Source organism: Pseudomonas sp. Pseusp16, from assembly GCF_047324915.1.
Classification (GTDB): Bacteria; Pseudomonadota; Gammaproteobacteria; order Pseudomonadales; family Pseudomonadaceae; genus Aquipseudomonas; species Aquipseudomonas fluorescens_CD.
In genome coordinates this window covers 5,288,372-5,309,450 of record NZ_CP168522.1, presented here as the reverse complement: position 1 = coordinate 5,309,450, position 21,079 = coordinate 5,288,372, and the positions used below count along the sequence as shown (strand labels likewise).

The following is a 21,079-nucleotide window of genomic DNA, read 5'->3' as shown; positions in this document are numbered from 1 at the left end:
ACTCACCTCAGTGATAATCGACGATTTCGACATTCTCTGGTCCGTTAAGACCCCAAGCAAAGCAAATTCGCCATTGAGCGTTGATGCGAATGCTGTGCTGACCTTTTCGATTACCTTCCAGCGCCTCCAGTCGATTGCCCGGTGGTGATCGAAGGTCCATCAATACGGCAGCCCCATCCAGCATCGTCAGCTTTCGTTCCACAACACCCAGAATGGCTGACCACATACGGGTCTTACCGTTGCGAAACAGGTACTCGGTTTCAGAACACTTAAAGCTAACGATCATAATTTAAAGCTTAACGTTATGCATTAAACTTGAGTGTATTAGCTGAGTTCACAAATGCAAACGCACCATTCTGAGTATTGGCCTCCCTTTCAAAGCTTTAGGAATCGGACTACCTGCGCCCTTCAGAAAGCCTTCGAAATCCAGTCCCGTCCTACAAAAACAAGCGGCAATTCTCATTGTATTAAAAGCCTGAAGAACCGGAACCAATCCTGCAAAAAACGCCTGAATAGTGTTTTTTTGGCGCCTCACAACTTCCCTGTTTCATACCCGCAACATCCAGCGAAAGTTTGCCCCCTCACCCACCCCACCAGATTCTCCTCCCCCGACTACCCTTCAAAAACCCGCAGGAAGCGGCCCCCGTCATCTCAAGGAACGACCATGTCCCTCTCCATCGTCCACAGCCGCGCCCAGATTGGCGTGGATGCGCCTGCTGTTACCGTCGAGGTCCACCTGGCCAATGGTTTGCCATCGCTGACCATGGTCGGGCTGCCTGAAACGGCGGTGAAGGAAAGCAAGGATCGGGTGCGCAGTGCGATCATCAATTCGGGGCTGCAATTTCCGGCGCGGCGGATCACGTTGAATCTGGCGCCGGCGGATTTACCCAAGGATGGCGGGCGGTTCGATCTGGCGATTGCCCTGGGAATTCTCTCAGCCAGTGTGCAGGTGCCGACGTTGACGCTCGATGATGCGGAATGCCTTGGGGAGTTGGCGCTATCAGGTGCCGTGCGGGCGGTTCGAGGGGTTTTGCCAGCGGCGCTGGCGGCGCGCAAGGCCGGGCGCTGGTTGATGGTGCCGCGAGCGAACGCCGAGGAAGCGTGCCTTGCCTCTGGACTGAAAGTGATTGCCGTGGACCATCTGCTTGAGGCCGTCGCGCATTTCAATGGGCATACGCCGATTGAGCCTTATGTCTCCAATGGCCTGCTCTACGCCAGTAAACCCTACCCCGACTTGAATGAAGTGCAGGGGCAACTCGCGGCCAAGCGTGCGCTGCTGATCGCTGCCGCTGGTGCTCACAACCTGTTGTTCAGCGGGCCGCCGGGAACGGGGAAAACCCTGTTGGCGAGCCGCTTGCCGGGATTGCTGCCGCCGCTGGCCGAAAACGAAGCGCTGGAAGTGGCGGCGATTCAGTCGGTCGTCAGTTGTTCGCCGTTGAGCCACTGGCCGCAGCGGCCGTTTCGCCAGCCACATCACTCTGCCTCCGGCCCGGCACTGGTGGGTGGCGGCTCGAAACCACAACCGGGCGAAATCACCCTCGCCCACCACGGTGTACTGTTCCTCGATGAGCTCCCGGAATTTGATCGCAAGGTATTGGAGGTGTTGAGAGAGCCACTGGAATCCGGCCACATCGTGATTTCCCGCGCCAAGGACCGCGTACGCTTCCCGGCGCGCTTTCAACTGGTCGCAGCGATGAATCCTTGCCCCTGTGGATATCTCGGCGAACCGAGCGGCCGCTGCTCCTGTACGCCAGACATGGTTCAACGCTATCGCAACAAGCTGTCGGGGCCGCTGCTGGACCGCATCGATCTGCACCTGACGGTTGCACGCGAAGCCACGGCGCTGAATCCTGCGTTAAAGCCCAGCGACGATACAGCCACCGCCGCCGAGCTGGTTGCCGATGCAAGAGAGCGGCAACACAAACGCCAAGGTTGCGCGAATGCCTTCCTCGACCTGCCAGGCCTACGCCGGCACTGTAAGTTATCCACAGCCGATGAAAACTGGCTGGAATCCGCCTGCGAGCGTTTAACTCTGTCGTTGCGAGCAGCCCATCGACTGCTCAAGGTCGCACGCACGCTGGCGGACCTTGAACAAGCCGACGGGATCAGACGCGAACATTTGGCCGAGGCACTGCAATATCGGCCGACAACACTCTAGTCAGCGTCACCCCTTGGTGAGGTCAACCAACGGCGTCTGCCGCACCTCAGTCTCCCGCCCACCCTGAATCTCGCTCACCTGCTTCAAGGCCTTATCCACAGCCGCCTTATCCGCCAACAAGCTGTAGCTGATGCGGAACTGCTTGTGTTCCTTCGGCCCAATTGTCGGTACCAGGCTCAGTGGCCGCTGATAACGGCGGTTGTAGGAAAAACTTGTTCCCGGTTCCAGCCCCGTGACATAGCCCTGGCCTCGGGTATCGGTGTTTTTCCACAGGGAGAACACGGGCAGTGTCTGAGTGTTGAAGCCGACCGAGACACCCAGGCTGCCGGCCTTGTTATGCAGAACGGTCAATGTATCGCCCTTGGCATCGGCATACGGCACCACGTTGTAAACCGTCTCGTCGTAGTCCTTGGTCGGTGCGCGGTAGGTTTGCCAGTCGGGCAGATCGCCCTTGGCCTTGTCGTTGAACGGCGACACCTGTTTCACCGGCGCGGCGAAACGGGCGCCCTGCTCCAGGAACGGGGTGCTGAAGTTACTGTGATACAGCGCCTGGTATTCCTTCGGATAGTCGCCGTTGTTGGTCAGGGTGTCGTTGAGGGCGAACACTACGCTGCCGGGTTCGGTGACCAGTTCGGTCGCAACGGAGAAGTCGACCTTCTTGAACGCCTGCTCTTTCAGTTCGCCGCGCAGGGTGATGGCGTACGGTGGTTTTTCATCGATGTGCAGGGTGACTTTGCTGGCGGGGATGTTGGCGGCGCGGCCATGCAGAGTCAGCAGTTCACCGTTGTCGACGCCCGGGTGGCCGACCCATTCGTAGCCGCAGCGGGTGACCAGCTCATTGAAACCTTCCAGCCAGCCCAGACCACCGCGGCCATTGAGTTCGATGAAGGACGGATTGACCACTTCCTTGACCGGCGAATCCCAGCCCATGCGCACATTGCCGACCGAGGCCTGCAAGACGTTCATGCCGCGAGTCGGCACTACCGAGAGTTTCATCGTGCCGTTATCGATGTCGACGATGCTGACGCCCTCCTGCCGACCGCCGTGCAAGGTGCGCAGGGTGACGCTGAAGGGTTGGTCGGTTTTTATGCCGAGTTGCTGGCTGGTGATCTGCCAGTTTTGCGCGGCTTTGTCGCTGTCGAGCAGGACGTAATCCCAGGCCATGGCGTGGGAGGCGGACAGCGCGCCAAGGACAACGAGGAGTTTGAGCGAGGTCATGGGGGAAGCCTTTCTTGGAGTTGTGCATTTTTTATAGCGCTGATGAAACGATTCAGCAAGCTTAAAAAGCTTACGCCCCAGCCTTCCCAAGCCAATTAAAATTGACCTTATGCAACCTCCGCATGCTTACGTTAGTCTCATAAGGTTTGAACCTCCGGCAGTTTGGCGGTGATATCATGATGATATTAAGGTCGCCCGCTAAATGCAGGAGCAAGTACAGACACATTTGTCTGTCATTTTTGCGCAACGGATCGTATGGAGTTTGAATGCGCGGGGCACTATTACGCAGCGGTAAGAGCGGGTCATTCACTGCACTCGGCGAAACAGGTCAACCGGTCTACCGGGCAGCCCTGCAATTGCGCGAAGCCATTCGCCGCAAGAACCCCGATTTGGTCGATCATCTGGCCATCCCTCAGAGCGATGAACTCGGCAACCAGATCGATTGGTACAGCGCCCTCGACGGCGATGTGATTCCGTGGAGCAGCGCGACCGAAGAAGAACGCGCCCCTGCCCGCCGCCAGCTTGAAGCCCTGAAGACCGCGCTCGAAGAATTGAGCCAGCGTTTCCTGGGTACTGATTCCGGCGAACAGCAGCAAGGCGACAAAGCCGTGTTCGGTAAGTTGCTCAAGCGCGTCATTCATATCCCTGACGAAAACTTCGTGTACCTGGTGCAAGGCAAACCGGTGCTGACCTTTTGGGGTTTCGAGCACGCAGGTACCGACCTCAATCGCGATCCCCTGCACTGCCTCTATCAGGTTGCGCCGCTGCCACCCGTGGTCGAAGCGCCTGTTGTTGCGCCCGCCGTGCCCGTGGTGGCTCGTCCGTGGTGGCGTCGCTGGTGGTGGCTGTTGCTGCTGCCGCTCCTGCTGCTGCTTTTGTGGCTGTTGCTTGGCCTGCGCGGTTGCGTCCCGATTCCATTGGTGGCGGTAGACCTGCTGCCCGAGGGCCTCGTGCCGGTGGAAAAACAGCTGGAAGAGCCGCCAGTGACCGGCAATGTCACGACGCTGAATGGCGTCCCGGTGACAGGCACCGTTGTAGGCTCCAGCACTGCAACCGGCACCGGTACCGCCGTGACCGGAACCCATGACGTGGAGGCGCCGGCAGTCGAAGGCAACGAGGCTGACGCAGCACCCGCCGACTTGACCAAAGACCCGGCCAAAGACCCGGCAGCCGAAAACAAAACCACACCCCCCGAAAACAAAACCGCGCCGCCGGATGTCACATCGCCCGAAGCAGAAAAATCCGCCGCCACAAAACCCGGCCCTCCCCTGAGCATCCCGCCAGACGCCGCCGACGGTGCCGCCAGGTTTCTCGATGGTCAGTACAGCGCAGGCGCCGGGATACAGGACCGCCGGACCGGCAAGCCGCTGCGTCTGGAATACCAGCTCAAGGACGGTAAGGGCCAAGTCACCGTGCACCAGGCCGACGGCTCGAAATGTAGCGGGCCGGTGAGCGCTACTATGAAGGGTGGCAGCCTGGCCATCGACAGCCAGGGCCAGGCCGTTTGCGGCGATGGCAGCACTTACGACATGCCCAAGGTCAACTGCCGCAAAGGGGCGACCACCGTCGCGGACTGCACCGGCGGTTACGGAAAAGAACAATTCCCCATGTCCATGCGGCAAGTGGCCGAATAAAAACGGAATAACCCGACATGTTGCCTGAAGTCACTCAATTCGAAGACACCGTCACGCTGGTCAGCGACACCGGCATCCAGTTCATGGATTTCGCCCTGCGCCTGGATCCCCGCAAGGAGCCGGCGGGCGAGTTCGCACCGATGATCAGCGGGCTGATCTGCCGCTTGGCGTACAACGAAGAGAAAGACTTCTTTTTCTACGAGCCCGAACCGGAAAAGGTCGAAAAAGCCAAACCTGCGTTCAGCGTCGACATGAAAAGCAGCCTCGATTTGCTCGACGGCATCTGGCTGCCGACCCCGTTTTTCCGCTTCATGCCGCCGCATCGCTTCGACGAGGGTCCGACCAACTGGTCGCGCATGCGCCTGGTGAAACTGGCGACTCCCGACATCGACGGTAACACCCACCGCCTGACGATGGCGTTCGACAGCCGTGTGATGCCCAAGCGTGACGGCACTGCATATCTGGCGCCAAACGAAGAAGACATCAGCTCCGGCGTGTCTTTCAAACTGGCGACCAAGGCTAGCGAAACCCGCTGGTTTCTGGCGCAGCCGTGGGTCAACGAGTGGTTGCTGGAAGTGTTCAATGAGGGCAATGCCCACCGTTCGCGCGCAGAGCTGGACATCGACATCCGCGCCAACCATCACCTGGCGCACTACCTCAACTTGCTCAGCCTGTTGAGCAAACCGTCAGCCGCCCAGCAGTCGAAAGCCCGGGCGAAAGTTGAAATCCCCGAGCTGAAAGTGGTCGCCAACGACAGCAATGGCCTGGTCAAACCGATTCCGGTGGACCTGGTGCTGGACGTCGGCAACTCGCGCACTTGCGGCATCCTGATCGAAAACCACGGTCAGGCCGGCTCCGGGCTGAAGCAGAACTACGTGCTGGAACTGCGCGACCTGATCACCCCCGAACACACCTATAACCTGCCGTTTGAAAGCCGCGTGGAGTTCTCCCAGGCGTACTTCGGCAAGGACCACTGCTCGGTCAAGAGCGGTCGTCACGATGCGTTCCAGTGGGCGACGATTGCCCGCGTCGGCAATGAGGCCAGTCGTCTGGCCAGTCGTCGTCGCGGCACCGAAGGCTCCACTGGCCTGTCCAGCCCGAAACGCTATCTGTGGGACGAAAACGCCTATGGCCACGGCTGGCGTTTCAACTGCTCGTACATCAAGACTGATAACGAGCCGTATGCCACCGCCGCGCCGTTCTCGCACCTGATCAACGAAACCGGCGAGGCGCTATACAGCCTCGAAGAAGACGATCGTCTGCCGGTGTTCATGCCGCGTTATTCACGCAGCTCGCTAATGACCTTCATGCTCGCCGAAGTGCTGGCCCAGGCGCTGTCGCAAATCAACAGCCCGGCCCAGCGCTCCCGCCAGGGTCACACCCGCGTGCCGCGCCAGCTCAACAGCATTACCCTGACCGTGCCGCCGGGCATGCCGCAGGCCGAGCGCAGCATCCTCAACGAACGCATGCTGCAAGCCATCGGCCTGGTGTGGAAAAGCCTCGGCTGGCATGCCGGCGAGGAAGATCCACATCAGGAACAGGCCGTCAGCCCGCGCACGCCGATCCCGAGTATCCGTGTGGAATGGGACGAAGCGTCCTGCGGCCAGTTGGTGTACCTGTACACCGAGGTCAACGAGAACTTCGCCGGTCACCCGGAAGAGTTTTTTGACACCATCGCCCGGCCGGACAAAGCCGACCGCCAACGCATCACCCTCGCGACCATCGACATTGGCGGTGGCACCACCGACCTGGTGATCACCGACTATCGCCTCGACCGCGCGGGCAATACCGGCAGCGGCAGCAACGTGCACATCGTGCCCGAACAGCGTTTTCGCGATGGTTTCAAGGTGGCCGGCGACGACATCCTGCTGGACGTGATTCAGGACTTCATCCTGCCGAGTTTCGAAAAAGCCTTGCAGAACGCCGGCGTGAAAGCCCCGAACTCACTGATGTCACGGCTGTGTGGCGATGAATCGGTCAGTGCCCAGGACATGATCCTGCGTCAGCAATTGAACCTCCAGGTGTTCGCCCCGCTGGGCCTGGCGCTACTCAAGGCGTACGAGCATTACGATCCGCAGGTTCCGCAAGAAGTCATCCCGCAAAGCTACCGCCAACTGCTCGGTGACAACGCAATCAGCCAGACCGTGCTCGACTACGTCAATGTCGCCGTGCGTCGCGATGTCGGCGCTCAGAGCGGTTTCGACCTGTATGCCGCGCCGATCAGCTTCGACCTGCAAAAGCTGCATGCCGCGTTCCTCAACGACCAGATCAACATCACCAAGATCCTTGGTGCGCTGTGTGAAGTGGTCGCGCATTACCCGTGTGATGTCTTGCTGCTGACCGGCCGCCCTTCGCGCCTTCCCGGCATCCAGGCGTTCATTCGCAAGGTGTTGCCACTGCCACCGGGGCGTATTCTGGCGCTGCAAAACTACCGCACCGGCGGCTGGTATCCGTTTCACAGGAACGGCCGGATCGACGACCCGAAAAGCACCGCCTCGGTCGGCGCCATGCTCTGCCTGTTGTGCGCCAACCACAGCGTGCCGAATTTCTACTTCCGGGCATCGGCGCTCAAGCCGTATTCGACGGTCAAGCACATCGGCGTCATCGACCTGAACAACGTGATCAAGGATGCCGACGTGCTGTACCGCGACATCCAGTCCGAAGACTACAAAATCAAGCTGCCGGAAATTGGCGTTGGCGACGCCGCGGACACGCCACAGCTGGAAATGCGCGGCGATCTGCGCCTCGGTTTCCGCCAGTTGGCCGCTGACCGCTGGGCCGCTTCGCCGTTGTATACCTTGCGGTTCACCAAGGCGGGTCGGGAGAAGTTTTCCCGGGCAATCGGTGAAGACGGCAGCGCGCCGCTGCTCAAGGTGCGGTTCGAGGTCAAACCGGCGGACAAATACACGCGCAAGCAAGATCTGGTCAGCGACCGCCTCTCGGTTCGCGATATCGAATCCAACAGTAACAACGTCAACTTCAACCCGCGCAGCGACCTCGAGCTGGAACTCAACACCATGCTCGACGCCGGCCTGAGCGAGACCAAGTACTGGCTCGACAGTGGAAGTGTGAAACGCAAATGAATGACCTGACCCCCGATCAAACTCAGCTCTCTGCCAATTGGGCCGCTGTTTATGAAGGCGCCGGTCAGGCGCTGGACTGGATTGGCCAGACGCGTGGCAATGCGCCGCGCCTGGACAGCGAAGCCGACAACCTGAACATCCGCCTGCACCGCGCCCGCAACCTGGCCCAAAGCCTCGGTCGCGTGGCCTGCACGCCGATGACCATTGGCTTTTTCGGCTTGTCCCAGGCCGGCAAGTCCTACCTGATTTCGGCCCTCGCCGCCGGTCAGAACGGCAAGCTGGAAACCGAGTTCGGCAGCCATCGCCTGGACTTCATCAAGCACATCAACCCGGTGGGTGGCGGCAAGGAAGCCACCGGCCTGGTAACTCGCTTCAGCCGTCGGGCGACGGTAAGTCAGGACAATGACTTCCCGGTAGAACTCACGCTGTTCAAGGAAATCGAACTGGCGAAGATTCTCGCCAACGCCTGGTTCAAGGATTTCGACCTTGAGCGGATTTCCTACGAGATCGATGAAGAACGCATCCAGCGCGTGCTCAAACCGTTCGAAGGCCGCGAAACCGGCCCGCTGCAAACGGGCGTCAACGCCGACGATCTGGTGTCGCTGTGGGATTACCTGCGCGACAACTTCCGCAACTCGGTGAAGAAGCTTGAGCACCTGTACTGGCCCAAAGCATTGCAACTGGCGCCACGCCTGAATTTCCAGGAACGGGCCGAGCTGTTTTCGATCCTCTGGGGTGAGCAAAGCGAGTTGACGCGCGTGTACCAGCAACTGGCCGGCGCGCTGCACAAGCTGGGTCTGCCCGAGACCGTGTTCGCACCGTTGAAGGCCTTGGTGAGTTTCGACAACGACACCTACAGCCAGCGCGACAGCATCATGAACGTCGACATCCTCGAACGCTTCGGCAGCCCGCTGGACTTGCCGATCGATGTTCGACCGCTGGTTGGCGATCGCCTGCAAAACAGTCAGGCGATCGCGGTCGCGCAACTGGCGGCACTGACTGCCGAAATGACCTTCCGCCTGATCGAAGCGCCAGTGGATGACATCGTCAATCAGGTCGACCTGCTGGATTTCCCCGGTTATCGCGGGCGCCAGAAACTGCACGAGATCGCCGATTCCAACGACCCGCAATCGACCGCCAAGGACAACTCCGTTTCCCAGCTGATCCTGCGCGGCAAGGTCGCCTACCTGTTCGAACGCTACACCGACAACCAGGAAATGAACGCACTGGTGGTCTGCACCAGTTCGACCAAGCAGAGCGACGTCAACGACGTGGGCCCGGTGCTGACCCGCTGGATCGAAAAAACCCAGGGCGCCGACTCGGCCGCTCGCAGCAAGCGCGATACCGGCCTGATCTGGGCGCTGACCATGCTCGACCTGCGCATCACCAACTCCCTGAGCCTGACGCCTGATCAGTACGACGAGAGCTGGAACGGCATGGTCAAGCTGACCATGCTGGAGCGCTTCGGCAGCCTGAGCTGGATGAACGACTGGGCTGGCACACCGTTCCAGAACACCTACCTGGTGCGCAAACCGCGTATGGACGCGGCATTCATCGGGCAAGACGCGACCGGTGCGGAAACCGGCCTCAATGCCATCTATCAGGAACGTGTCAGTGCGCTGGGCACCAGCTTCGCCAGCAACGCTCTGGTGTGCAAACACATCAAGAACCCGGTCAACGCCTGGACAGAAATGCTGCGCAACGATGACGGTGGCATCAGCCACTTCAGCGGCAGTTTCAAAGGCGTGGCCAATATCGAATTCAAATTGCAGCGTATCCGCGAGCAATTGAGCGAATGCCTCGAAGGCCTGACCACTCACGGCCTGAGCACCTGGTACCACGCTGACGACGACGGCGCCGCAGCCGCCAAGAAAGCCAAGGCGCAAATGATTCTGACGGGCCTGGGCCGTCGCCCGGCGGTGCTTGGCGAATTGATCGATCAACTCGACATGCCGAGCGAAGAGGTGCGCGACCTGTACCTCAGCGGCGTGTACGAAACCGATGACGAGCCGGCCGTGAACGACGAACCGGCCACCCCGACACCGAGCCAGAGCTTGTACGGCAACGACGCCGGTTTCGATTTCGACTTCAGTGACGACCTGAGCCAAGACGTGCCGGTCAGCAGCAAAACCGCCACCCCGGCGCCGGAACTGCAAAGCAACGAGCACCGTTTTGCCAAAGCGGCCTTCAAGGCCTGGATCGCGCACCTGCGTGAACTGACCACCCGGCAAAGCCTGCTCAACCTGCTGGGGCTGGAAAAGGCCTTGCTGGAAGCGGTGGTCGATGAACTGATCACCGCCGGCTATCGCCAGGACTTGCCGGGGCAACTGAGCCGCGCCGTCCTCAAGCGTGCACAAAGTGGCGCGCGGCGCGATCAACTGGTCGAACGCCAGGTACTGGAAGTGCAGCGCGTGCTGCGCGATTTCGTGTCCTGGTTCGGCTACCTCCAGAAGCCGGTGAGCGAGCGTCCGAACAGCCGCGCCGGTGCCAAGGCGCCTTTGTTTTCGTTCTACACCGACATTGGCCCCGGACAAGTGCCCGTACTGCCGGCGCAACCGTCCAATCAGGCGCAACGGTATCTAGGCGACTGGCTTTCGGGCCTGGCCTACATCACGCAGGACAATGCCGGCCATGGTGCCGGACGTGAAATAACCCCTGAACAGAACGAACGGCTGGGCCAAGTGCTCACAGCCTTCGCAGCGAGATAAGCAATGCCAATTCGTGTCGACCTGCTCGCGTTAGAGCCCAATGTGCCTGGCCAGGCCCGCCTCACCGTGAAGAAATGGCAGGGTGGCGAGGAACAGCTGGAGTTTTCCATTCAGCGCAACCAGGACGGTTTTTACCTTCAGGACCACAAGGTCTGGAGCAACAATCCATTCTGGTTCAAGGTCTCGCGTTTCAACCTCACGGCCAACGGCGAAGCTTTGGAAACGCAGGTCGGCCCGCGCGTGGTCGACCCGCTGCTGGAAGGCGGCGCCAACTCGCAATTCCAGATCGAACTGCGCGAACAGAGCCAAGGCCACGCCGACAAAGGCGTGGTTCGGCCAGGCGTCGGCTTGCTGCCGTCCACGGCCGGCGGCCAGACACGCTCGACTTACGGCGGTGCCGAACTGACGGCGCCGAGCGCACCGGCACCGGAGAGCCCTGAGATCCCGGAGCTGCCTGAACTGACCCTGTCCACCGCCGAGCCAGAAGTGGAGTTGGAGTCAGTGCTCACCGAGCCCGCCTACGCGCCGCCTCCCGCACCGGTGAAGAAAAGCAACAAAGGCCTGATCGGCCTGTTGATTGTGGTGTTGCTGCTGGCGGCGGGCGCAGGGTTCTGGTTCTACAAACGTCCCCCGGCCCCTGCGGTTGCAGCCACTGCCGCCGTACTCGCCAGCGCCGACGCTCAAGCCTGCACCCTCGACAGCATGAACAGCCTGCCCGAGTTGACCTTCGTCCAGACCTGCATCAAGGCGGCACCCGACAGTGCCAGGTTGCTGGAGATCATCAACCAGGCCAAGGCCGGCAAGCACTGCGGCGTCGCCCAGCGCTTGTACGCCAACCGTGCCCAGGCCGGTGACGCGCTGATCGCCAACGCCTATGCCCGCGAATACGACCCTAAATACCTGAAGGCCAGTGAGTGTTTCCCGGCCGCGGACAACGCCACCGCCGCCTACTGGTATGAAACCATCCTCACCCAGGACCCGAACAACGCCGAAGCCAAGCAGCGCTTCGAGGAGTTGCAGAAGTGATGCGTTCGCCCCTGAGTCGATTCCTGCTGAGCGGTGCCGCATTACTGGCGCTGTGCATCAGCCCGCTGTCCCAGGCCGATGACAAACCGCTGATCCAGGCCGGTAAAAAGACCCTGTTCCAACGCGTGCTGACCACGCCGGGCTGCAAAGTCAGCCCGACGGCGGGCGGTGCGGCAGGCGACGCACAACCGGTCTTCAGCCGCTTTTATGTGTACGAGCGCGCCCAAGCGAACAACGCCGAGTGGCTGAAAGTCGGCCCCGACAGCTACGGCAAAACCATTGGCTGGCTGCCTGCCAGCTGCACCACCGACTGGAAGATGCAGCTGACGCTGGCCTTCACCAATCCGGCCAACCGCGACCGGCTGCTGTTCTTCAAGGACCGCGCCACCGTCGAAGGCATTCTTGATGCACCGGACCCGGTCAGCAAAGTCGCGCCGCTGCGGGCCACGCTGAAAAAGGGCCAGCAAGCACCGGGCGTACTGGCTGAAGAACCTGAATACTTCGTCGACCTGCAAAAGCAGTTCTACCTGCTGCCGGTGCTCAGTGGCGAAGAAGTCATGACCGAAAGCGGTTTCCGCACGCGCCTGCTCAACGTCGCCTCCGTCAGCAAGCCGGATGACAAGAACGCCAAGGGCGGTGCTGCAAACAGCGCTGCCGGCAGCAAGGAAGCCGAAGAGAAAAAGGCCAACCAGCTGAAGGAATTCAGCGCGGCCGTGGTATTTGTCATCGACTCGACGATCTCGATGGACCCCTACATCGACCGCACCCGCGAAGCGATCCGCAAGGTTTACCAGAAGATCGAAGCGCAGAATCTCGGCAAACAGGTCAAGTTCGGCCTGGTGGCTTTCCGCTCAAACACCCAGGCGGTGCCGGGGCTGGAATACACCACCAAGATGTACGCCGACCCGACGCAGGTGAAAGACAGCGCCGACTTTTTCGCCAGGATCAAAGACCTCAAGCAGGCCACCGTGTCGAGCAGCAGCTTCGATGAAGACTCGTTTGCCGGCGTCATGGAGAGCATCGACAAAGTCGACTGGAGCCAGTTCGGCGCACGCTATGTGGTGCTGATCACCGATGCGGGCGCCATCGAAGGCGAAGACAAGCTGTCGAAGACCGGCTTGAGCGCTACACAGGTGCGTATCGAAGCCGCCAACCCGGGCGTGGCGATTTACACCCTGCACCTGAAAACCCCGGCCGGAGCCAAGGACCACGCCAAGGCCGAGGCGCAGTACCAGAACCTGTCGACCTACCCGGGCACCAACACCTCGCTGTATTACCCGGTGAACGCTGGCGATGTGCAGGAATTCGGGCGCAAGGTCGACGCACTGGCCGGGGCGATCACTACACAAGTCAAAGCCGCCTACATGGGCGAAGACGCCATCGGCAGTGCGGCGAACGCCAAGCAGGACCCGGCCGAGAAAAAAATGCTCGAAGACGCAGCGCTGATCGGCCACGCCATGCAACTCGCCTATCTCGGCGAGAAGACCAACAGCAAAGCCCCGCCAGTGTTCAAGGCATGGATCACCGACCGCGACCTGATCAAGCAGAACATCCCGACCACCGACGTGCGGGTGCTGTTGACCAAGTCACAGCTCAGCGACTTGAGCGACGTGATGAAGCAGATTCTCGATGCCGCCAACGAAGGCCTGATTTCGCCGACGGAAATGTTCGATCGCCTGCGTTCGGTGGCGGCGACCATGGGCGCCGATCCCAATCAGCTCAAACAGAACAGCAACGCCAAACTGGCGGACATGGGCGTCCTCGGTGAATACCTCGAAGACCTGCCTTATCAGAGTGAAGTGCTGAACCTGGATGAAGAGACCTGGAAGAGCTGGGATGGTCTGGCACAAGAGAAATTCATCCGCACGCTGAACACCAAACTGCGGCATTACCAGCGTTACAACGCCGATGTCGACCGTTGGGTAGCTTTAGCCAAAGACAGCGATGCGCGGGACAACGTCTACCCCGTGCCTCTGGAAATGATGCCTTAACGAGACGCCCATGCTCGATATCAAGAACCTGCTGGTGCGCCGTGGTGAAGGCGCACAGGCCCATCACGTGCGACTGCCGCACTTGCGGATCGGTGCCGGGGAAATCCTCGCCATCACCGGCGAGAGCGGCAGTGGCAAAAGCACGTTGCTCGAAGCCATCGGCCTGTTGCTCGCGCCGGTGGAACTCGAGCGCTTCCGGCTGGGCCCGACGCACGCTCAGGATATCGCCCAACTGCTGGCCACTGACGACCAGCCTGCTCTTGCAGCGGTGCGTTCACGGCATTTGGGATTCATTTTGCAGAGCGGCGGCTTGCTGCCGTTCCTGAGCGTGCGGGACAACATCAGCCTGCCGCGCCGTTTGCTCGGGATGCCCGCAAAAAGCGATCACATCGACCACGCCGTTGACGTGTTGCGCCTGCAAGGGTTGCTGGATAAACAACCTCAGGCCTTGTCGATCGGCGAACGCCAGCGCGTTGCCTGCGTTCGGGCAATTGCCCATGAACCGCTGCTGCTGTTGGCCGACGAGCCGACCGCCGCGCTCGACCCTCACAGCGCCCGGCGTTTGTTCGAGTTGCTCCTGAGCCTGGTGTCGGGCATGGGCCTGAGTGCACTCGTTGTATCCCATGACTGGACCTTGCTGAAAAATTTCGGCTTGCCGCGACTCGGCGCTATCAGCCATCAGGGAGAGACTCTGTTTGAACCGATGGACTGATCGCTTGCACCTGCTGGGCTCACTGGCACTGCAAGACCTCTGGCACGACCGCAAGGTCTCGCTGTGCATCGCCGCCTCCCTGGTGGCGGTGATCGCGCCGTTGTTGTTGCTGTTCGGGCTCAAACACGGGGTGGTCAGCCAACTGCAGGACGAACTGCTACGCGACCCGCGCAACCTTGAAGTGAAGATGCTCAGCAACGGCAACTACGACACGGCCTGGATCGAGCGTTTGCGCCTGCGCCCCGAGACCGGTTTTGCCCTCGGCCAGACTCGCTCGCTCAATACCCAGGCTGACCTGCTGATCGGCATGCAACGGTTTGTCGAAGGTGCGGAAATCATCGCCACCGAGCCGGGCGACCCACAACTGAACCTGGCGTCACTCAACCCCGTCGGCAATCAAGTGATCCTCAGCGCCAGCGCAGCGCAACGCTTGCAGGCCAAGGCCGGCGACAGCGTGCAACTGCGGGCCTTGCGCCGCCTGGAAGGTGTCAATGAACGCGGCGAGATGGCGCTGACGGTACTGGCCGTGCTCGACGGCGCCCGCTTCGGTCGCGCTGCCGGGTTTGTCGCCCCGCCGCTGCTGCTGGATCTGGAGCGCTTTCGCGACGGTTATCAGGTCAGTGAGTTCGGCGTTACCACCGGCAAGCCTCAGGGTAATCTACAACCGCTGTATGCCCGCGCCCGCGTGTATGCGCGCGACATCGATCAGGTCGCGCCGCTGGAACACTGGCTCAACGAACAACACATCGAAACGTCGAGCCGACTGGCCGACATCGACAACGTCAAGGCCATCAACCATGTGCTGGGGCTGATCTTCGGTGTGATCGCCATGGCGGCGCTGATCGGCTGCGTAGCGTCGATGGTCGGCGCGTTCCTGGCCAACATCGATCGTAAACGCAAAAGCCTGGCGGTCCTGCGCCTGCTGGGTTTCAAACGCAGGGCTGTCGGCGGTTTCGTAGTCCTGCAAGCGCTGGTGCTGAGTCTGGCCGGCTACGTGGGCGGGCTGGGGTTTTATGCCGTGGGCAGTCATTTGTTCGACTACCTGCTCGGCAGCAGCCAGACCACCGGTACCTTCGTTTGCCACATCACTGTCTGGCACGGCGTTGCCGCCCTGCTCCTGACCTTCCTGGTCGCTGCATTGGTGGCTATGATCGGCGCCCTGCGAGCCATCAACATCCAACCTGCGGAGAGTCTGCGTGAGCTATAAACGTTTTGGCTTGCTGTTACCCCTGAGCCTCGGCTACTTGCTCGATGCCTCGGCGGCGGGCTGGGAAGAGAAGTATTACAACCCAATGCCCGAGGCTGGCGACGTCGTGCTGCCGATGCCCTGCGAAGGCTCGATGGTGTTTCGCAAGGTGTTCATTCCGGTCGCAGGTCCCTTGGATGACTACCCGATCAGCATCGGTCAGGACGGCGCGGAATACGGCTATGTCGAGCAGACCCGCCCGACCTTTATCGCCGGCAGTTTTACCGGGGCCAAGAACGACAAGTCCCGCTACTACCTGATGGCCAAGTACGAGATGAGTCAACTGCAATACGCCGCGCTGACCGAAGCAACCTGCCCCGCCGCCGCCACCAAGATGCGCTTGCCGCAAACGGCAGTGAGCTGGGTGCAAGCCATTGAGGCCGCCGACAAATACAACCTGTGGCTGCGCAAAAACGCCGCCGGCAAGCTGCCCAAGGAAGACGGCGCCCAGGGTTTCCTGCGCCTGCCAACCGAAGTCGAATGGGAGTTCGCCGCCCGCGGCGGGCTGGAAGTCGGTGCCGCTGAATTCCGCGACACGCACTACCCGATGCCAGAAGGCATCAACGCCTACGAGTGGTTCGCCGGGGCGCAATCGTCCAACGGCAAAGTGCAATTGACCGGTCTGCAAAAGCCCAACCCGCTGGGCCTGCATGACATGCTCGGTAACGTCGACGAAATGATGTTCGAGCCGTTTCGCCTGAACAAACTCGACCGCCAGCACGGTCAGGCCGGTGGCTACGTCGTCCGTGGCGGAAACTACCTGACCGCGCAGGCCGACCTGCGTACTGCATTGCGTAAGGAAGAGCCGTATTACAATGCCGAAGGCCAGGTGAAAAACAAGACCACCGGCCTGCGACTGGTGCTGGTCTCCCCGACCCTCACCTCTCGCGAACGGGTCGCCAGCATCGAAAGCAGCTGGAAGAAACTCGGCACCGGCAGCAAGGAAACCGAATCCGCCGACAAAGGCACCGTACAATCGCTGAACAGCCTCGCCTCGGGCGTCGAAGACAAAGCGCTCAAGGAAAAGCTCCAGGCCCTGGAGAACCAGCTGCGCGCCAGCAATCAGCAGCAGGAAGAAACCCGCGATCAGGCGATCCGCGCCAGCCTCAACCTGGGTGCGTTCCTGTGCACCAAGATGCTCGACGACGGCCAGTACGTGGACTTCCTGCAAAAGAACTACAAGCTCAATTGCGAAGGCGCGGACAAAGACGCCAGTTGCGACATGCGTAAAGGCAAGCTCGAGGAGCAAAAGGATCGCCTGCACAAACTCAGCCGTTACTACGCCAGCAGCCTGGTGGAATCGGCTACCTTGTACGGCCAGCCACTGCTTGAAACGCAAGTCCCGGTGATGGAAGAAATCATCACCCGCAACAAACAGCTGCAAGACCTCAAACCTTACTTGCGCACCCACTGGGCCAATCAGAAGGCGTTCCTGCAAAAGCAGAAAATCGACACTGAAGCCTGGCTGACCAGCTGCAAAACCGTCACTCAATAACAATGCGTCAACACCGTTACGTAGGAGTTTCACCATGTCGCGCAGCCTTTGGACTCGCTTCAAGCTACAGATCGCTTTCGTAGTCGCCGGCAGCCTGCTAATGACCGGTTGCGCCAACACCGGCAGCTCCATGCTGGACGACGGCGAAGGCGGCGGTGCCGACCCGCGCCTGACCCAGGGCAATGACGCAGAGTTCTTCAGCAAGTCCGGATACCAGGCCTGCGCCGTCGGCGCCGGTGTCGGCATCCTCGCTTGCGCGCTGTCCAACAGCAACAACAAAACCGTGTGCGTCATCGCCGCCGGTATTACCGCGTGTGGCGTGGCCATGGGCGCGAACTATTACCTGGATCAACGTCGCGCCGAATACGCCGACACCTCCACCCGCCTGGCGAAGATGAACAGCGACGTCCAGCAAGACACGCAGAACGTGATCGCCCGGACTGCGACCGCTCAGCAAGTGATCAATGATGACCATGCGCAAATTGCCCAGATCAAAAAGGACATTGCCAACAAGAAAGTCGACAAGAGCAGGGCCCAGGCGCAAATCGCCGGGATCGATTCGGACATCGCGCGCCTGCGTAAAGACCTGGCCAACATGCGTACCAAAGTCACCGAGTACAGCAAAGTGGCAGACGCCGAGCGTTCACAAGGCTCCAGCGCCGAGATCAGGCAAGTGGAGATGAACATTCAAAGAATGAACCAGAAAGTCGTCAGCCTGCAGAAGGAAGTCGACGCTCTGTACAGCCAACGCTCCGCAATCACCCTGGGTTAAGCCTATGACGCCAAGACAACTGATGCTCATCACTGCCGTCCTGGCCCTGAGCGGTTGCGCGAGCCAGCCCGGCGAATGCGATGCGACCAATCGCGACAGCAGCATGCTGACCAAGATGAACTGCGACTACTCCGGTGGTTACAGCGATCAGGTCAAGCAGAAGGAACTGGCACTGAGCGAGTCCCGGCAACAAAACGCAATGTTCCGCCAGGTGTACGAGAACATTCAGGCCCAGCAGCTCAGCACCAAGACCGATCTGGCCAGCCAGCAGAAAGCCCAGGCGGCGTTGAATCAGTCGCTGGCGCAACTGCTGACCTCGCTCAAGGCCCGGCGTGGCAATGAAGCCCAGGTGCAGAAGCAGATTGCCGACCTCGAGAAGCAGCTCAAGGCTTCGCAAGCGGCGCCAACGACCAAATCAACGCCCGCGACGCTGGCGGCCAAGCAGCAAGAGCTGAAAACGTTGCAGAAGAAGGTCAACCAGCTGCAATTCAGCCTCGGCTACGAAGAGTAACTTTTCACCCTGCAAGCATCCCGATGGATGCCTGCACTTTTTCAGGAATCGTCGTCATGCAGCGGGTCATCAGGGATGCGCAAGCCACATCGGAGGGGATGAGTGCGCTGCAAGCCAAAGTCGCCCTCATCCAGAAACACTTTCCGCCGACCGTCGCCAGCCTGTTTGCCATCCCGCGGATGGGCAGCGGCGACGTACTGGAATGGTGGACCGAACTGGGCGGCCAACCCACGCCCTATGCCGATCTCAACGAGGACGCGCAACGACGTTTGCTGCAAACCTATGAGGTGCGTCAGACGTCCCTCGGACAGCTGGCGGATGAACTGCAAAAACGCGGTCAACCGACGGAAGCGGATGACCTGCGCAGCCTGCTCGGCACGCCTGAGCTGGACAAACTCTACAGCCTCAACGGTGAGCCTTTGGTGGTGCGCTGGAACCAGCGTCCGCCCAAACCGATCATGCCGCCGGTCGTGCCCGTCCTACCGCCGTCGCGTCGTGGCTGGTGGATCGCGGCGGCCTTGCTCGCGCTGCTGTTGCTGCTTCTGGCGCTCTGGCTCTGGTGGTTCCTGCACCGTGAGCCGGTTGTCGTGGTTCCGCCTGTAGCGCCTGTGGCACCGGTAGTGACGCCGGTTGAGAAACCGGTTGAGCCTGTCCCCGCGCCTGTCGTGGAGCCGGAACCGAAACCTGTTCCGGCTCCAGAGCCCACGCCAGAACCGGTACCGGAGCCCAAGCCGGTCCCGCCACCAAAACCGGCACCGGCACCTGAACCCAAGCCGACTCCGCCACCCAAACCAGTTCCACCACCAAAACCGGTAGTGGCTGCCCCGCCACCAGCCCCGACGCTGGACAACTTCGCATGTCGCAAAACAGCGCCGAAGTCAGAGGTTCCGCAGTTCGTGGTGGTGCTCGACACTTCGGGCTCCATGGATTTGAACATCAAGTCAGTGAAAGCCGACGAGGACTGGTTCTACGGTCCTGACATCAACAAGCTCCTGGACCCGAACCGCACCATGCGGCTTACCGCCAAACCCAGCCGCATGGACATCGCCAAGGACTCGCTGGCCGGCATGATCAACGGGCTGGACCCGAAGATCGACACACGCCTGATCACCTTCGCCGGCTGCGAAAGAACACCGGACCAGGGTCTGTTCAAGTTCGGCGACCGCCCGCGGCTGATCAACGGGATTCGAGGCCTGGTTCCCGATGACGGCACACCGCTGGCCGACAGCCTGGCCCACGCGGCGAGCACGGTCGACGGGCGCAATAACGATGCGGTTATCGTGATGTTCGTCGACGGTGAAGACGGTTGCGGGCAGGACGTTTGCGCGGTATCCCGTCAAATCGCCAGGGAACAACCGCGCCTGCGGGTCAACGTGGTGAAAATCGGTGCTGGCGGCCCGTCACGCTGTATTGCTGAAAACACCGGAGGTCGGGTTTACAACAGCACCAATGCGGCTGAGTTGGGTAACCTGTTGAAACAGGCGAGCAAGGAAGTATCCAGCAATGCCAAGTGCGACTAGCTTGGGGACTGATCCGGCTTGCCCGCGATGATTCAGCTCAAGTGCTCGACCGCCGGTAACTCCATGGCCCGAACCTCGCCCAAGAGAAAAACGCTGAGGCGGCGCAAACGCTCACCTCCGGGGCGGGTTTTCGGCCAGACCAGGTAATAATTCTCACCGCTGGCGACCGCCGTCGGCCACGGCAAACTCAGACGTCCCTGCGCAACATCCTCAGCCACCATCAACAAATCGCCCATGGACACGCCATAGCCTCGGGCGGCGGCGATCATTCCCAGCTCCAGCGTGTCGAACACCTGGCCGCCCTTGAGTGAGACTTGATCGGTCAGGCCCATGCGCTCCAGCCAACTGCGCCAGTCGCGACGGTCGGGCGTTGGGTGTAGCAGTTCGGTGCTGGCCAGGCGTGCGACGTCCCAAGGCTGATCGTTCAGAAGATTCGGCGCGCCCACCGGAATCAGTTCCTCTGGAAATAACAAAGTAGCCTCCCAGTCCGGCGGGAAATGCCCGTTGCTGAGGATCACGGCGCAATCGAACGGTTCCTGATTGAAGTCCACCGAGTCGATGTCCATCCAGGCGCTGGTCAGCTGCACTTCATTGCCCGGTTGAAGGTGCCGAAAACGGCTGAGCCGCGCCAGCAACCAGCGCATGGTCAAGGTCGACGGGGCTTTCATGCGCAGGATGTCGTCTTCGGCGCGCAAGGTATTGCAGGCGCGCTCCAGGGCGGTGAAACCGTCACGAATGCCCGGCAGGATCAACCGCGCCGACTCAGTGAGTTGCAAGTTGCGCCCGCTGCGGTGAAACAACCGACAGGCAAAATGCTCTTCGAGCGTGCGAATGTGCCGGCTGACCGCACTTTGGGTAATCGACAGTTCTTCGGCGGCGCGGGTGAACGAGCTGTGCCGCGCCGCCGCTTCAAATGCGCGCAAGGCATATAAGGGAGGAAGACGACGAGACATGAGGAAAGCTCCTATAGCGTAATCCGGCTACCGTACCAGAAACTCCCAAGCA

Annotated in this window: 15 protein-coding genes; 12 read left to right on the top strand and 3 right to left on the bottom strand. The window is 60.8% G+C overall.

The genetic code is table 11. The features are described from left to right. Positions 1-7: 7 nt before the first annotated feature. On the bottom strand, positions 8-286 hold the full coding sequence (locus tag ACEN8Q_RS23995) for a type II toxin-antitoxin system RelE/ParE family toxin (protein WP_413427677.1): 279 nt from the start codon (positions 284-286) through the stop codon (positions 8-10). A gap of 378 nt (positions 287-664) precedes the next feature. On the opposite strand from ACEN8Q_RS23995, the gene ACEN8Q_RS23990 reads away from it, so the two are divergent. Then, complete coding sequence (locus ACEN8Q_RS23990; RefSeq protein ID WP_413703819.1) at positions 665-2,158, top strand: YifB family Mg chelatase-like AAA ATPase; 1,494 nt, start codon at positions 665-667, stop codon at positions 2,156-2,158. 6 nt (positions 2,159-2,164) lie between these two features. Here the strand turns inward: ACEN8Q_RS23990 and ACEN8Q_RS23985 are convergent, their stop codons facing one another. Further along, a complete protein-coding gene (locus ACEN8Q_RS23985; protein WP_413427660.1) occupies positions 2,165-3,376 on the bottom strand; it encodes an aldose 1-epimerase family protein in 1,212 nt (403 codons plus the stop codon). 266 nt (positions 3,377-3,642) lie between these two features. Between ACEN8Q_RS23985 and ACEN8Q_RS23980 the strand changes: the two genes are divergently transcribed. From ACEN8Q_RS23980 to ACEN8Q_RS23930, 11 genes are read left to right on the top strand one after another with little or no spacing between them, the layout of a single operon-like run. Then, positions 3,643-5,010: an SrfA family protein gene (locus tag ACEN8Q_RS23980; protein WP_413703818.1), complete on the top strand. Its 1,368-nt coding sequence runs from the start codon at positions 3,643-3,645 to the stop codon at positions 5,008-5,010. A 17-nt stretch (positions 5,011-5,027) separates the two neighbouring features. After that, positions 5,028-8,093, top strand: coding sequence for a virulence factor SrfB (locus tag ACEN8Q_RS23975; protein ID WP_413427662.1), 3,066 nt, complete (start codon positions 5,028-5,030; stop codon positions 8,091-8,093). Beyond that, positions 8,090-10,801 carry a putative virulence factor gene (locus ACEN8Q_RS23970; RefSeq protein WP_413427663.1) on the top strand — a complete coding sequence of 904 codons (2,712 nt, stop codon included), beginning with the start codon at positions 8,090-8,092 and terminating at the stop codon, positions 10,799-10,801. Before ACEN8Q_RS23975 ends, ACEN8Q_RS23970 begins: the two co-directional genes overlap by 4 nt. A 3-nt stretch (positions 10,802-10,804) precedes the next feature. Continuing rightward, entirely contained in the window at positions 10,805-11,827 is a 1,023-nt protein-coding gene (locus ACEN8Q_RS23965) for a hypothetical protein (RefSeq protein WP_413703817.1), read from the top strand. Then, a complete protein-coding gene (locus ACEN8Q_RS23960) occupies positions 11,827-13,818 on the top strand; it encodes a vWA domain-containing protein (protein WP_413427665.1) in 1,992 nt (663 codons plus the stop codon). Before ACEN8Q_RS23965 ends, ACEN8Q_RS23960 begins: the two co-directional genes overlap by 1 nt. A 10-nt stretch (positions 13,819-13,828) precedes the next feature. Beyond that, positions 13,829-14,530: an ABC transporter ATP-binding protein gene (locus tag ACEN8Q_RS23955; protein ID WP_413427666.1), complete on the top strand. Its 702-nt coding sequence runs from the start codon at positions 13,829-13,831 to the stop codon at positions 14,528-14,530. Beyond that, a complete protein-coding gene (locus ACEN8Q_RS23950) occupies positions 14,514-15,737 on the top strand; it encodes an ABC transporter permease (protein ID WP_413427667.1) in 1,224 nt (407 codons plus the stop codon). The genes ACEN8Q_RS23955 and ACEN8Q_RS23950 overlap by 17 nt, the downstream gene beginning before the upstream one ends. After that, positions 15,727-17,271: an SUMF1/EgtB/PvdO family nonheme iron enzyme gene (locus tag ACEN8Q_RS23945; protein ID WP_413427668.1), complete on the top strand. Its 1,545-nt coding sequence runs from the start codon at positions 15,727-15,729 to the stop codon at positions 17,269-17,271. Before ACEN8Q_RS23950 ends, ACEN8Q_RS23945 begins: the two co-directional genes overlap by 11 nt. Positions 17,272-17,305: 34 nt before the next feature. Beyond that, on the top strand, positions 17,306-18,043 hold the full coding sequence (locus ACEN8Q_RS23940; RefSeq protein WP_413427669.1) for a hypothetical protein: 738 nt from the start codon (positions 17,306-17,308) through the stop codon (positions 18,041-18,043). Between the two features lie 4 nt (positions 18,044-18,047). Further along, positions 18,048-18,554, top strand: a complete 507-nt coding sequence (locus ACEN8Q_RS23935) for a hypothetical protein (RefSeq protein ID WP_096513978.1) — start codon at positions 18,048-18,050, stop codon at positions 18,552-18,554. Positions 18,555-18,610: 56 nt separating this feature from the next. Then, the gene (locus tag ACEN8Q_RS23930) at positions 18,611-20,074 is read left to right on the top strand and encodes a vWA domain-containing protein (protein WP_413427671.1); all 1,464 of its coding nucleotides are present in this window, start codon (positions 18,611-18,613) and stop codon (positions 20,072-20,074) included. 32 nt (positions 20,075-20,106) lie between these two features. On the opposite strand, the gene ACEN8Q_RS23925 is transcribed toward ACEN8Q_RS23930, so the two are convergent. Continuing rightward, on the bottom strand, positions 20,107-21,027 hold the full coding sequence (locus ACEN8Q_RS23925; RefSeq protein ID WP_413427672.1) for a LysR substrate-binding domain-containing protein: 921 nt from the start codon (positions 21,025-21,027) through the stop codon (positions 20,107-20,109). Between the last annotated feature and the right edge of the window lie 52 nt (positions 21,028-21,079).

What these genes read in the sequence shown, in the direction of transcription:
- ACEN8Q_RS23930 (WP_413427671.1), top strand. Translation starts at nt 18,611, where the DNA reads ATGCAGCGGGTCATCAGGGATGCGCAAGCCACATCGGAGGGGATGAGT.
- ACEN8Q_RS23965 (WP_413703817.1), top strand. Translation starts at nt 10,805, where the DNA reads ATGCCAATTCGTGTCGACCTGCTCGCGTTAGAGCCCAATGTGCCTGGC.
- ACEN8Q_RS23970 (WP_413427663.1), top strand. Translation starts at nt 8,090, where the DNA reads ATGAATGACCTGACCCCCGATCAAACTCAGCTCTCTGCCAATTGGGCC.
- ACEN8Q_RS23935 (WP_096513978.1), top strand. Translation starts at nt 18,048, where the DNA reads ATGACGCCAAGACAACTGATGCTCATCACTGCCGTCCTGGCCCTGAGC.
- ACEN8Q_RS23960 (WP_413427665.1), top strand. Translation starts at nt 11,827, where the DNA reads ATGCGTTCGCCCCTGAGTCGATTCCTGCTGAGCGGTGCCGCATTACTG.
- ACEN8Q_RS23940 (WP_413427669.1), top strand. Translation starts at nt 17,306, where the DNA reads ATGTCGCGCAGCCTTTGGACTCGCTTCAAGCTACAGATCGCTTTCGTA.
- ACEN8Q_RS23975 (WP_413427662.1), top strand. Translation starts at nt 5,028, where the DNA reads ATGTTGCCTGAAGTCACTCAATTCGAAGACACCGTCACGCTGGTCAGC.
- ACEN8Q_RS23955 (WP_413427666.1), top strand. Translation starts at nt 13,829, where the DNA reads ATGCTCGATATCAAGAACCTGCTGGTGCGCCGTGGTGAAGGCGCACAG.
- ACEN8Q_RS23985 (WP_413427660.1), bottom strand. Translation starts at nt 3,376, where the DNA reads ATGACCTCGCTCAAACTCCTCGTTGTCCTTGGCGCGCTGTCCGCCTCC.
- ACEN8Q_RS23925 (WP_413427672.1), bottom strand. Translation starts at nt 21,027, where the DNA reads ATGTCTCGTCGTCTTCCTCCCTTATATGCCTTGCGCGCATTTGAAGCG.
- ACEN8Q_RS23990 (WP_413703819.1), top strand. Translation starts at nt 665, where the DNA reads ATGTCCCTCTCCATCGTCCACAGCCGCGCCCAGATTGGCGTGGATGCG.
- ACEN8Q_RS23995 (WP_413427677.1), bottom strand. Translation starts at nt 286, where the DNA reads ATGATCGTTAGCTTTAAGTGTTCTGAAACCGAGTACCTGTTTCGCAAC.
- ACEN8Q_RS23980 (WP_413703818.1), top strand. Translation starts at nt 3,643, where the DNA reads ATGCGCGGGGCACTATTACGCAGCGGTAAGAGCGGGTCATTCACTGCA.